Source organism: Streptomyces sp. NBC_01460, assembly GCF_036227405.1.
In the GTDB taxonomy this organism is placed as follows: domain Bacteria; phylum Actinomycetota; class Actinomycetes; order Streptomycetales; family Streptomycetaceae; genus Streptomyces.
Genome location: NZ_CP109473.1, coordinates 8,155,526 through 8,168,366, shown reverse-complemented (window position 1 = coordinate 8,168,366; position 12,841 = coordinate 8,155,526). Strand labels below are relative to the sequence as shown.

11 protein-coding genes are annotated in these 12,841 nt (G+C 75.1%); 6 read left to right on the top strand and 5 right to left on the bottom strand.

All coding sequences use genetic code 11. From position 1 onward, the window contains the following. Window positions 1-133 precede the first annotated feature (133 nt). Complete coding sequence (locus OG488_RS36385) at window positions 134-1,093, bottom strand: MerR family transcriptional regulator (protein ID WP_329237271.1); 960 nt, start codon at window positions 1,091-1,093, stop codon at window positions 134-136. 92 nt (window positions 1,094-1,185) lie between these two features. Here OG488_RS36385 and OG488_RS36380 point away from each other — a divergent pair, with 92 nt between their 5' ends. From OG488_RS36380 to OG488_RS36355, 6 genes are all read left to right on the top strand, one after another. Next, window positions 1,186-2,703: an alpha/beta hydrolase gene (locus OG488_RS36380; RefSeq protein ID WP_329237268.1), complete on the top strand. Its 1,518-nt coding sequence runs from the start codon at window positions 1,186-1,188 to the stop codon at window positions 2,701-2,703. Window positions 2,704-2,809: 106 nt separating this feature from the next. Next, window positions 2,810-3,040 (top strand): DUF2945 domain-containing protein, encoded by a 231-nt coding sequence (locus OG488_RS36375; protein ID WP_329237266.1) that lies wholly within the window; start codon window positions 2,810-2,812, stop codon window positions 3,038-3,040. Window positions 3,041-3,190: 150 nt separating this feature from the next. Beyond that, on the top strand, window positions 3,191-4,456 hold the full coding sequence (locus tag OG488_RS36370; RefSeq protein ID WP_329237263.1) for an NAD(P)/FAD-dependent oxidoreductase: 1,266 nt from the start codon (window positions 3,191-3,193) through the stop codon (window positions 4,454-4,456). After that, entirely contained in the window at window positions 4,453-5,691 is a 1,239-nt protein-coding gene (locus OG488_RS36365) for a lycopene cyclase family protein (protein WP_329237260.1), read from the top strand. Before OG488_RS36370 ends, OG488_RS36365 begins: the two co-directional genes overlap by 4 nt. Next, entirely contained in the window at window positions 5,688-6,422 is a 735-nt protein-coding gene (locus OG488_RS36360) for a class I SAM-dependent methyltransferase (RefSeq protein ID WP_329237257.1), read from the top strand. The genes OG488_RS36365 and OG488_RS36360 overlap by 4 nt, the downstream gene beginning before the upstream one ends. Then, window positions 6,419-8,014, top strand: a complete 1,596-nt coding sequence (locus tag OG488_RS36355; RefSeq protein ID WP_329237254.1) for an FAD-dependent oxidoreductase — start codon at window positions 6,419-6,421, stop codon at window positions 8,012-8,014. Before OG488_RS36360 ends, OG488_RS36355 begins: the two co-directional genes overlap by 4 nt. Here the strand turns inward: OG488_RS36355 and OG488_RS36350 are convergent. From OG488_RS36350 to OG488_RS36335, 4 genes are read right to left on the bottom strand one after another with little or no spacing between them, the layout of a single operon-like run. Next, a complete protein-coding gene (locus OG488_RS36350; RefSeq protein WP_329237251.1) occupies window positions 7,982-8,989 on the bottom strand; it encodes a DUF5914 domain-containing protein in 1,008 nt (335 codons plus the stop codon). The two genes, OG488_RS36355 and OG488_RS36350, sit on opposite strands and share 33 nt — an antisense overlap. Then, window positions 8,986-9,972: a phytoene/squalene synthase family protein gene (locus OG488_RS36345; RefSeq protein WP_329237249.1), complete on the bottom strand. Its 987-nt coding sequence runs from the start codon at window positions 9,970-9,972 to the stop codon at window positions 8,986-8,988. Before OG488_RS36345 ends, OG488_RS36350 begins: the two co-directional genes overlap by 4 nt. Then, entirely contained in the window at window positions 9,969-11,504 is a 1,536-nt protein-coding gene (locus OG488_RS36340; protein WP_329237246.1) for a phytoene desaturase, read from the bottom strand. Before OG488_RS36340 ends, OG488_RS36345 begins: the two co-directional genes overlap by 4 nt. Further along, complete coding sequence (locus OG488_RS36335) at window positions 11,501-12,679, bottom strand: polyprenyl synthetase family protein (RefSeq protein WP_329237242.1); 1,179 nt, start codon at window positions 12,677-12,679, stop codon at window positions 11,501-11,503. Before OG488_RS36335 ends, OG488_RS36340 begins: the two co-directional genes overlap by 4 nt. Between the last annotated feature and the right edge of the window lie 162 nt (window positions 12,680-12,841).

Below are 12,841 nucleotides of genomic sequence, written 5' to 3'. Positions count from 1 at the left end.
AGCCGACGGGTGCTGATCACCGGCCCGTCGGCTCCCCGCTGTCCGGCCGACCTTCCGGCGCGGGCCAACCGCCCAGTTCCGGGTGCGCCCCCACCAGCCCTACGACGTGCGGGCGGCAGCCGGAGGGCCGGGTCTACGCGGGCAGCGTGGTTCCCGTGTCGGCGTCCAGTGCGGCGCAGAGCCATTCGTGCGCGGCCCCGGGAGTCGGCTCGGGCAGGCCGGTCAGCTCGGCCGTCAGCTCCCAGTAGCGGTCGATACGCGGGTCGCCCGCGAGCTGCCGGGAGAGGGTCCGGCGGAAGTCGGGCGTGTCCGCGGTGGTGCGCGCGCTCGCGTAGGCGTCGACGAAGCCGTCCAGGGCCTCCCCCGGACACGGCTCCCCGTCCCGGCGCATCTCGGTCGCCGCCAGGCCGTACGCCTCGGCCAGCCCCGCATAGAGGATGGCCGACTCCCGGGCGCCCGCAGCCCGGTGCGCGTGGGGCTGGGGTTGCCCGGCGCTCCCGTCGCACGGGCGGGACACCATGGCGTACAGCTGGGCGAAGGCGAGCACCTGGCCCGGATCGGGATCCTCGGGCGGCTGCGGAACGGCGACCTCGAGGAACGCGGTGACGGAGCGGGCGGGCATCCGCGGTGGCAGCCAGCCGCGCCAGAACCGGGCCAGGGGCGCCGTGTCGGGCGGCGACGTCACCGCGCCGACCAGGAGCAGCCTGGCGGGGCGTTCGGCCGGCGGGCACTCCTGCACCGAGCGGAGGGCCGCCTCTCTCCAGCGCAGGGCGCGCAGTTGGGATCCGAGGGTGCGCAACTGCCCGGCGACGGCGTCCTCCAGGGCCCCGCCCACGCGCCCGGCCGTGTCCTCGCCGTCGTCCTCGTCGAGGACGCGGCGCACCGCGGAGACCGGCAGGTCCATGGCGCGCAGGGAGCGGATCATCCGGAGCCGCTCGAGGGAGCCGGGGCCGTATCTGCGGTGCCCGCCGACGCTGCGGGCCGCCTCGGGAAGCAGGCCGCCGTCGGAGTAGAAGCGGACCGTCTTGACACCGACTCCCGCGCGCGCGGCGAGCTCGCCGATGCCCCACAGCCCGTCGTGCGACGTGAACACTTGAACCTCCCTCAGGGGGAGTTCCTACGGTACCCGCGACAGGACCGGGTGTCCGGGCCTGCCAGCGGACAACGGCGTACCGAGGAGAGACCATGCGCACATTCATCCTGGTGTCCGGAATGTTCACCGGCCCCCACGTGTGGGAGGAGACGGCCGCGCGCCTTGCCGCGGTGGGGGCCGACGTCCACGCGGTGGCGCTGACCGGACTGGGAGGAGCCAGTCCTCCCACCGGTACGGGCATCGATCTGGAGACACACATCGCGGACGTCCTCGCGGTGATCGACTCGGCCCGGCGCACAGCGGACGACGGGATCGTGCTGGTCGGCCACGACTACGGCATCCACCCGGCCCTCGGAGCCGCCGACCGGCGGTCCGAGTCGATCGCCCGGATCGTCTACCTCGACTCCGGGCTCCCTCAGGACGGTGCCCCTGCCCTTGCGGCGGTGGCCGACCAGGGGCTGCGCGAGGAGGCGATGGACGCCGCGCACGGGCCGGGCGCGTCACTGCCGCCCCCTGCCCGTGACGGGTGGCGGCTCTGGGGCAGCACCGCCGGCGTCCCCGATGCCGCACTCGACCGGCTCACCGCTCTCGCCTCCCCGCAGCCGCTGGGCACACTGTTCCAGCCGCTGCGGCTGACCGGTGCGGCGGCCGCGGTGCCGATGACCGGAGTGCTGTGCACCGGCAACGGGGCGAGCATCGCGGTGGTGCAGGCCCGTGCGGACATGGGCGAACCCACCCTCCGGGCGCTGGCCGACTCCCGGGTGGCCTTCTTCGAACTGCCCACGGGTCACTGGCCGATGCTGTCCAGCCCCTCCGAGCTGGCCGTGGTGCTGCTGAGGGCGGCCGCGGGCGAAGGACAGCGGCTGACCCCCGTGGACACGGCGCGGCCGCCCGCGCACCTGCGGCCGTTCCTGCTGGAGGTCCCCGAGGTTCCCCGCGAGCGGGCCGGCGGCGTCGACCTGTACGTGCCGCCCTCCGCCCAGGAGCCCCGCCCCGCGGTGGTCTTCGTGCACGGTGGTCCCGTTCCGGCCGGGGCCCGTCCGACCCCCCGGGACTGGCCGCTCCTGACCGGTTACGCCCGGTTCGCCGCCGGCCACGGGGTGGTGGGCGTGACCCTCGACCACGGCCTTCACTCCGTGAACGACTACGCGCGGGCCGCCGCCGATGTGGCGGACGCGGTGGAACAGGTCCGGGCCGACCAGCGGGTGGACGCGGACCGCGTCGCCCTGTGGTTCTTCTCGGGCAGCGGCCCGCTCACCGCGGACTGGATGGCGAAGCCCCCGCCGTGGCTGCGCTGCCTGGCGGCCAACTACCCCATCATGGCGCCCCTGCCGAACTGGGGGCGCCTCGGCAGCCGCTTCAGCCCGGCGGAGGCGGTCGCCCGGGCGGGTTCCCTGCCTCTCGTACTCGTCCGGGCGGGGCTGGAGACGGCCGACATCTCGGCCACCGTGGAGGAGTTCCTGGCCGCGGCGGACGCGTGCGGGGCGGACATCGAGGTGGTCGACGTGCAGGACGGCCACCACACCTTCGAGACGGTCGACCCGACGGACGCGTCGCGTGACGCCGTCCACCGCGCGATGCGCGCCGTGCTGCACCACCTGACCGGCTGAGCTGTCGCTCCCCACCGGCTCCGCCGCGCAGGGGGTGCGCGGCGGAGCGATCCGCACGACGCTGGAAGGGGCGGAGCCTGCCGCAGGCCCCCCGGAGGAGGGTGTGGTGACGAAGAAGGACGACAGCCTGAGCAAGGGTGACGAGGTCTCCTGGAAGAGCCACGGCCATGACGTGACGGGCAAGGTCACCAAGAAACACACGGACCGCACCCGTGCCGCCGGGCGGACCGTCGACGCCTCGGCGGAGGAGCCGCAGTACGAGGTGGAGAGCGACGGCTCCGGGCGTTCCGCCGTGCACAAGCCGGACTCGCTGAAGAAGAAGCGCGGCACGTCCTGACCACGGGGAGAGCGTGCGGACAGCCCGTGTCCTGATCCGGCGGACGGGTCACCCGTAAAGGCGATTCCGTGGCGGCTGCTGGATTCGGACCCCGGAACGTGATCGGCTTGACAACCCGTCAGCCGTACGGGACCGAGCCGAGGGACGCGGATGACGAACCGACAGCACCGACCGGCGCCGGACGTCGTCGTCGTGGGCGCCGGCCTCGCGGGACTGGCCTGCGCACTCGACCTCAGCGCCGAAGGCCTGCGCGTGGACGTGCTGGAGGCCTCCGACGGGGTGGGGGGCCGGATGCGCACCGACCGCAAGGACGGTTTCCTCCTGGACCGCGGCTTCCAGGTCTTCAACACCTCCTACCCGCAGGTGAAGAAGCGTGTCGACCTGCGCGCGCTGCGGCTGCGGCCGTTCACCCCCGGCCTGATCGCCCGGACGTCCTCGGGGCGGGTGCGCGTCACCGACCCCACCAGGCGCCCGGGGGACGCGGCCCAGCTGCTCCCGGGACGCGTGCTCCCGGCGCGGGATCTCGCCGCGCTCGCCGCGCTCACCGCCCGTGACGTCCTGCTCCCGGCGAAGCGGCTGGGACGCATGACCGACCGCACCGCGTCGGAGGCGCTCGTCCGCGCCGGGCTGTCGCCGCGCACGGTCGAGGACCTCCTGCGGCCGTTCCTGTCCGGGGTGTTCCTGGAGGAGGGGCTGGAGACCTCCGCGCGCTTCCTGCACCTGGTGTGGCGGAGCATGGTGCGCGGGACGCTCTGTCTGCCCTCGGGCGGCATCGGCGCCGTACCGGCCCAGCTCGCCGCCCGGCTCCCGGAAGGGGCCCTCCGGCTCGGTTCTCCTGTCGCCGAGGTCACGGATGCCGGCGTGCTGCTGGCCGACGGCGTGGAGCGGCCCGCCGCCTCCGTCGTCGTGGCCACGGACGCCGTCACGGCCGCCCGTCTGCTGCCCGGTCTGGCCGTGCCGGACGGCCGGACGGTGACGACGTACTACCACGCGTCCGCACGGTCACCGCTGAGCGAGCCGACCCTGGTCGTCGACAGCGGGCTCGCCGTCCTGAACAGCTGTGTCCTCACCGAGGTCGTGCCCGGCTACGCTCCCCCGGGCACGGCGCTGGTCTCGACGTCCGTCCTCGGCGCGGGCCCGCCCGGCGGCGAGAAGACGGTCCGCGCCCGGCTGGCCGAGCTGTACGACATGGACACGAGCGACTGGGAGACGGTCTCCGCCTACACCGTGGAGGGCGCCCTGCCCGCCATGCGGCCCCCCTGGCCGCTGAGCCGTACGACCCGCTTCGCACGGGGCCGCCACGTCTGCGGGGACCACCGGGCGACCGGGTCGGTGCAGGGCGCGCTGGCCTCCGGCAGCAGGGCCGCCCGTGAGGTGCTCGCCGACCGGGCGGCCGCACGGACCCCCAGGACGTGACGGGACGACGCGTGACGGGGCAGGCCCGGACCGGCGGCGTCCGGGAGCCGGTGGACGACGCCGTGATCGTGGGCGGCGGCGCCGCCGGGCTCTGCCTCGCCCACTGGCTCACCAGGGCCGGTACGGGGGTGACGCTGGTCGAGGCCCCGGAAGGACCGCTGCGCCCGGCGGAGCGCACCTGGTGCTACTGGGAGGCGGGCAGCGGCGCGTTCGAGGAGGCCGTCACCGCCTCCTGGCAGCGGCTGCGCGTGCGCGGGCCGGACGGCGTCGTGATCGAGTCGGACCCCGCGCCGCTGCGGTACCGCATGGTGCGTTCGGGCCCGTTCGAACAGTTGGTGCACTCCCGCCTGGCGGCCTCCCCCGCCGGCCGTCTGGTGCGGGCCACCGCCCACGAGGTGCGCGAGACGCGGTACGGCGGCGAGGTGCGCTGCACGACGCCGGGTGGGCAGCCGCTGGAGCTGCGCGGCAGGTACGTCTTCGACTCGCGTCCCGTGCGGGTCACCCCGCCGCACCGCACGCTGTTGCTGCAGCACTTCCGGGGCTGGTTCGTGCGCACCTCCGCTCCCCGCTTCGATCCCGGGGTGGCCGACCTCATGGACTTCCGTGTCCCGCAGCCCCGCCACGGGCTCGCGTTCGGCTACGTCCTGCCCCTCGCACCGGACCGGGCGCTGGTGGAGTACACCGAGTTCTCCCGTGCCCCGCTCTCGACGGCCGCGTACGACACCGCCCTGCGGCGGTACACCGGCGACGTCCTGGGGCTGGGCGGGTTCGACGTGGAGTCGGCCGAACAGGGGGTCATCCCCATGACCGACGCGCGGTTCCCCCGCAGGACCGGGCGCGCCGTCTTCCGTATCGGGGCGGCCGGGGGCGCCACCCGTCCGGCGACCGGTTACACCTTCGCCGCCGTGCAGCGCCAGAGCCGGGCCGTCGCGGCGGCGCTGCAGCGGGGCCGGCCGGGCGTGCCGCCGCCGCACGGCCGCCGTGCGCTCGCCATGGACGCCGTACTCCTGCGTGCCCTGGACACCGGGCGGGTGGACGGCCCGCGCTTCCTCACCGACCTCTTCCGCCGCGTCCCCATGGAGCGGCTGCTGCGCTTCCTCGACGGCGGGAGCACGCCGTGGGAGGAGTTCGGCATCGGACTGCGGACGCCCGTGGGCCCGATGCTCCGCACCGCGGCCGAACTGCCCTTCCTCGCCCGCCGGGCCACCGGCCGATCCGAAGAGAGCTCTCGATGACCCTGCTGCGGGACCACGACCTGGCACGCGCCTTCGATCGCGCGTCGCACAGCTACGACCGGCTCACGGGGCTGAACCCGGGCTACCGCTCGGACCTGCTCCGCTCGGCGCACCGCCTCCGGCTGCCCCGCGGCGGACGGGGGTTGAGGGTGCTCGATCTCGGCTGCGGGACGGGCGCGTCCACGCGGGCGCTGCTGCGGGCGGCCCCGTACGCGAGGATCACGGCGGTCGACGCGTCCGCCGGGATGCTGGAGCGGGCGCGCGCGAAGCGCTGGCCCCGGAACGTCCGCTTCCTGCACCGGTCCGCCGAGGAGCTCGCCACCACCGACGACGACGGTTCCTACGACGCCGTCTTCGCCGCCTACCTCTTCCGCAACGTCGCCGAACCGGCGGTGGTCCTCGATGCCGTGCGCGCGCTGCTGCGGCCCGGTGGCCGTCTGCTGGTCCACGAGTACAGCCTCAGCGGTTCCCCCCTGCACCGGGCCGTGTGGAACACGGTCTGCCGGGGTGTCATCGTCCCCGCGGGCACCCTGACCGGTGACCGCGAGCTGTACCACCATCTGTGGCGCAGCGTCCTGGCGTTCGACACCGCGCCCGCGTTCGCGGAGCGGATCGCCCGGGCCGGGTTCCCGTTCGTACGGACCGCCCCCGTCGGCGGCTGGCAGAACGGCATCGTCCATGTCTTCCTGGCCCGGAGCGGCACGGGGCCCGCCGGGTCCCCGGCGTCATGAGTGCGCGCGGGTTCCGCCCGGACGCGGGCCGGCACGGACGCGACCGCCGGGCGGAGGTCCTCCTGCCGGAACCGGGCCGTGAGCGCTTCACCGGCGACGCGCCCTCGGCCGCGGTGATCGGTGGCGGCATCGCCGGCATCGCGGCGGCGACGGCCCTGGCCGAACGGGGTGTCCGTGTCACCCTGTACGAACAGGGCGAGAGCCTCGGCGGCCGGCTCGCCGGGTGGCCCGTCCGCCTCGCCGACGGGTCCCAGGCCACGATGAGCCGGGGCTTCCACGCCTTCTTCCGCCAGTACTACAACCTGCGCGGCCTGTTGCGGCGTACGGATCCCGGCCTCGCGTCGCTCACCCCGTTGCCGGACTACCCTCTGCGGCACCGCAGCGGTCTGTCGGACAGTTTCGCCCGGGTCCCGAGGACCCCGCCGTGGAGCGCGCTCGGATTCGTCGCGCTCAGCCCGGCGTTCGGCTGGCGCGACCTCGCCGCGATGAACCCCCGCGAGGCCCTGCCCCTCCTCGACGTGCGGGTCCCCGAGGTATACGAGCGGTTCGACGGGGTGAGCGCCGAGGACTTCCTGCGCCGGATCAACTTCCCCGAGGCGGCCCGTCACCTGGCCTTCGAGGTGTTCTCCCGCAGCTTCTTCGCCGACCCGCGCGAACTGTCCTCCGCCGAACTCCTGCTGATGTTCCACATCTACTTCCTCGGGTCCTCCGAGGGCCTCCTCTTCGACGTGCCGGGGGAGCCGTTCCCGCAGGCGCTCTGGGAGCCGCTGGACGGCTATCTGCGGCGGCTCGGCGCCCAGGTGCGCACCGGCACGCCCGTCCTGCGCGTGCGCCCCGCCGCCGACGGTGATCTGACGGTGGAGACCGAGGGCGCGGCCGACCGCCACCAGGCCGTGGTCCTGGCTCTGGACACGGACGGGCTCCGTCATGTCGTCGGCGCGTCCGAGCAGTTGGGGGAAGCGTCCTGGCGCGCGGACATCGCGGCCCTGCGCACCGCGCCGCCGTTCCTCGTCTCCCGGCTGTGGCTCGACCGTCCCGTCCGCGCGGACCGTCCGGGGTTCCTGGGGACCAGCGGATACGACGGCCTCGACAACGTCAGCGTCCTCGACCGCTGGGAGGGCGAATCGGCCCGCTGGGCCGCCCGCACGGGTGGGTCCGTGGTCGAACTCCACGCCTACGCCGTCGACGGGCGCCAGGAGCGGAAGGAGGTCCGGCGCAAGATGCTCGACCGGCTGCACGAGGTCTACCCCGAGACCTCGGACGCCCGTGTCGTCGACGCCCTCCACGAGTGGCGCGCGGACTGCCCCGTCTTCCCCGTGGGCGGCTACCGCCGCCGGCCGGGCGTACGCACCTCCCATCCTCGCGTCACGCTGGCGGGCGATCTGGTGCGCACGGGGCTTCCCGTCGCCCTGATGGAGCGCGCGGCGACCTCGGGGTTCCTGGCGGCCAACGCGCTCCTCGCCGGCTGGGGCGTCCGGGGGCAGGTGCTCTGGACCGTCCCGCGGGCCGGGCGGTCCCGGGTCCTGCGCGCCCTCGCGGGCCTGGCCGGCGGCGGGGTCTCAGCCCGGGAAGCGCCCGGTGCTCCGCAGTGACCAGCGGCGCTCCGCGTAGGCGAGATCGTCACGCCAGAGCCGGCCCGCCGTCCGGCGCATCAGAGGCCGCAGGGCCGGCGCGGCGGCGCGCGCGAGGGCGAAGCCCCGCCGGTCCGAGGAGGCGACGACGGCCTCGACCACCGCGGTCCGGGGATCCGTGGCGCCGGGCGCGGTGAGCGGGGTCGCGTGGGTCTCCACCACCGAACCGGCGCCCTCGCCGTCCGTGATGTGCATGACCACCGTGCGCGGTCCGGGGGCGGTGAACACCGCCCGCACCGGCACCACCAGCCTGCGCGCGACCTTGAACGAGACGTCGACCGCGAACGCGTCGTCCCCGCCGTCCTCGGGAGTGCCCGCCACCTCCAGGCCGACGAACGCGTACGGATGGAACCAGGATCCGTGCCACGGATCGAGCCGGTTGGCGACCACGTCCTCGGGCTCGCACCGGCCGGCGCCGGTGAACACGGCGTCCACCGCGCCCTCCCCCTCCGGTCGCACCGGCACGACCGGGTGCTCCAGAGGGGGTTCGCCTCCGACGGCGTCGAGCCTCACCCAGACCAGGACCCCGTCGTCGTGCACCGGATAGGGCTCCCACCCGGCGAACGGCGTCCCGTCCAGGGCGAGGCCGTGCCAGTGGCACCGGAGTGTCCCGCACGTCACCCGGCTGTCGCGCAACGGTGCGCCCAGGTGGGGGCACTCCCCCGGGCCGGCGCGCAGCGTGCCGTCCTGGGAACGCCACAGGACGACCTCCACGCCGGCGACCGTCCTGCCGTACGGGCGGTCCCGCGCCAGGGTCGCGCGGGAGGACCCGACGACGTACCAGTTGCCCGACGGCCGTGCCGCGGCCCGCTTCAGCGCTCCGGCGATCACGGCGGGCCTCGCCTGGCGCCAGGTCGGCGTCTGCCCCTCCCAGCGGGGGGTGCGCCGCAGGCGCAGCGGCGGGGTCCAGGTCGTCCTTCTCCGTCGTCCGCTCATCGCAGGGAACCCTCCGCTCCGGCGGCGGCGTCCGGCACCGAGACGGGCGGGCCGGTCCGCATCCGCGCGCCCAGGATCCGTACGAGCCCGCCGGCGGCGGTGACGGCCCGCCGCCGGCGCGGCACCACGGCGCGGCGGTGCAGCACCCGGTAGCCGTCGGCGGCGATCGCGTCGAGGATCCCCCGGTACAGGACGAACGCCGTGCGGATGCAGGGCCGTACCCGCGGCTCCAGCATGGCGATGCCGGGCTCCGCCTCCCGGTAGACGGCGCGGATCATCGTGTCGGCCTCGGCGAACGCGGCCCGGACGCGCGGGTCGTGGCGTCCGGTGCGTCGGCTCCACTCCAGCAGGCGGCGGTCCACCCCGTGGGCGGCGAGCAGGTCCGCGGGCAGGTAGACGCGTCCGCGGTCCAGGTCCTCGCCGACGTCCCGCAGGAAGTTGGTCAGCTGGAAGGCCACTCCGAGGGCGGCCGCGTGCGGAGCGGCCACCTCGCGGTCCACGACCGTCCCGAGCACCGGCAGCATCTGCAGCCCGATCACCGCCGCCGAACCGTGCATGTAGCCCCGCAGGTCCTCGTACGTCGGATAGTCGGTGACCGTCAGGTCGCTGCGCATGGATGCCAGGAAGTCGGCGAAGAGGCCGTGGTCGATGGCGTAGCGCCCTGCGGTGTCCGCGACGGCCCTGACCACGGGCTCGTCGCCGCCTCCCGTACGGAGCCCGTCGGCCAGGTCGCTCTCCAGCAGGCGCAGCAGACGGTCGCGCTCCGCCGGGGGCTGCCGGCGGTCCAGGTCGTCCACGATGTCGTCCGCCCACCGTGCGAAGCCGTACAGGGCGTGCACGGCGGGCCGGCGTTCCACCGGCAGCAGCCGGGTGGCCAGGAAGTACGTCCGCCCGTGCTGGGCGTTGAGCCGCCTGCACCGGGCGTACGCGGCGCGCAGGGCGGGCCCGGTGATCCCGGCGGCGTCCAGTTCACGGCGGTTCATCGGCTCTGCCTCTCGAGGACGGGGGGACGACGGCGCACGCCTCTCGCGCTGGTGGTGCCCGTGATGCGGGCGGCGGCGAGCTTGCCGCTGACGAGGACGGTCGGTACGCCGACTCCGGGTGTGGTCCCGCAGCCGGCGAGGACGACGTTGTCGTAGCCGCGTACGAGGTTGCGGGGCCGGAAGGGGCCGGTCTGCGCGAACGTGTGCGCCACGGAGAACGGGGTGCCCGCCGCGTGTCCCTGGGCCGTCCAGTCGACCGGGGTGACCAGCAGCTCCTGCTCCATGGACGCCTCGAAGCCGTCGAGCCCCCGGCGTTCGAGCTCGGCGAGCAGGCTGTCCCGGTAGCGGGGGCCCAGGTCGCGCCAGGTGGAAGCCGACGGGCCCGTCGTGGTGTTGGGACACGGGGCCAGGACGTAGTGCAGGTGTCTGCCCCGCGGCGCGAGTGACGGGTCGTGGGTCGTCGGCCGGGTGATGAGCAGTGACGGGTCGCTCATCAGGCGTCCGGTGCGGGTGAGTTCGTCGAAGGTGCCCTCCCAGGCGGCGCCGAAGGAGAGGGTGTGGTGGGCCAGTTCCGGCCAGGTGCGGTCCGTGCCGGCGTGCAGGACCACGGCCGACGGTGCGTGGCGCAGCGGCACGGGGCGGCGCGGCGCGCGGCCCAGGAGGCGGTGGACGACGGGGAGGTCCGGTGTCAGGACGACGGCGTCGCAGGTGATCCGTTCGCCGGACGCCAGCCGGACGGCCCGTACGCGGCCCGCCGACCGTTCCAGCGCGCTCACCTCGGAGGACCATCGGAACCGGCCCCCGGCGTCGGCCGCCGCGTCCGCCATGGCCCGGGGAAGGGCGTGCATGCCGCCCTTCGGGAACCAGACGCCCGCGACGGTGTCCATGTAGGCGATGACGGCGTAGGCGGCGAGGGCGCGGGCCGGGGCGACGCCCGCGTACAGCGACTGGAAGGAGAAGACCCGGCGCAGCCGCGGGTCCGAGAGGAACGTACCGATCCGCGGGTCGAGCCGGCCGAAGCCCCCGAGGGCGGCCAGCCGTGCCAGGTCCGGGTGCAGCAGCTGGAAGGGCGAGTCGAAGTTGGTGTCGATGAACCGGTGCATCTGGGCCTGGTACAGCCGCTCCAGCCAGATCCGCATCCGGCGGTACCCCGCGGCCTCCGCCGGCCCCGCGAACCGCCGCACCTCGGCCTCCATCGCGTCGCCGTCCGTGTGGACGTCGAGCCCGCTGCCGTCCGCGAAGCGGGCGCGGTAGGCGGGGTGCAGCGGGATCAGTTCCACCCTGCGGTGGAGGCTGTCCCCGACGGCTGCGAACGCCTCGTCGGCGAGGTGCGGCATGGTGAGCACCGTGGGCCCGGTGTCGATGCGGTAGCCGCCGAGTTCCACCCGTCCCGCCCGGCCGCCGGGCCCGGTGTCCCGTTCGACGACGGTCACGCTCCGGCCGGCACCGAGCAGGTGGAGGGCGGTGGCGAGGCCGGACAGGCCGGCGCCGACCACCACCACATGGTCCGTGGGCCCCGGTACCGTCCTCATGCGTCCTCCCCGCTCAGGGCGGGTTCGGTGCCCACGGCCCGGGCCACGAGCGAGGCGAACTCCCGCCGGGCTCCCTCATCGGCTCCGGAGGAGGCGAAGTGACGCAGACCGGATGCCGAGAGACCGGCGATCTCCTTCTCCACGGCGGCCCGGGCCCCCGTTCGCTCCAGAGCGGCCCGCATGCGGGGGACCGCCTCTCCCCCGGGCGGGGCGCCCTCGGCGCCGAGGACGGCCAGGGCGTCGGTGTCACCGGACTCGGTGGCGCGGCCGACCGCGACCGCCAGGAGATAGGTGAGTTTGCGCGCCCGCAGGTCCTCGCCCGTGGGCTTTCCCGTGACGTCGGGGTCCCCGAACGCGCCCAGCAGGTCGTCACGGAGCTGGAAGGCGAGTCCCACACACTGCCCGGCGGACCGCAGCGCCTCCATGGTGCGGGCGTCGGCCCCGGCCAGGGAGGCCCCCAGGGCGAGGGGCCGCTCCACGGTGTAGAGGGCGCTCTTGAGCGTCGCGATGTGCCGGGCCTGGGCGGGGTCGGAGGAACCGGTCGCCTGGGCACGGACGTCGAGGTACTGGCCTGCGGCCATCTCGACGCGCATCGCCTGCCACTCGCGGTGCAGCCGCTCCCCGTACGGGGAGGACAGCGCGGTCTCGGTGAACAGGTCGTCGGCCCATGCCAGCGCCAGGTCCCCGGCGAGCACCGCGGCGTTGGCCGACCAGGACGCTGCGGAGCCGCGCAGCCGGCCCGCACGGTGCATGCGGGCGAAGTCGGCGTGGACGGCGGGTGCGCCCCGGCGTACCGGCGATTCGTCCATGACGTCGTCGTGCACCAGTGCACAGGCCTGCAGCAGCTCGAGAGCGGCGCCGATGCGCAGGGGGGTCCCGGCGTCCCCCGTTCCGCCCGCGGCCATCCACCCGCACCGGACGAAGGCCGTCCGCAGCCGCTTGCCACCGCTCAGGACGAACGCGGCCACTCTGGAGGCCACCTCGTCGGCGAACACGGTGTCCACCCGCCGTGCTTCCCGCAGTCGCCCGTCCAGGTGCTCCGCGAGAAGGGCGTCGACGGCTGCCGCGCTCGACACCCCGCCCGGGCCGGCCGGTGCGCCCGTGTCGATCGGTCCGCCGGAGCCGGTACGTCCGCCGGGACCGGTCCCCGCCCGCGTCGCCCGTGGACCGAGCATGGAGATCCCCTTTCGCCCGCCTGTCCGCTTCCGCGTCCACCGGTGCTGCCGGCCGCGAGAACCGCGGATGCGCCTATCCCTGCCCGGCGCACGGCCCTGTCGGAGCGGAGTTCACCCGGACGGCGGGCGGAAAGGACGGCGGGAGAAGGGGCGGGAGGGCGG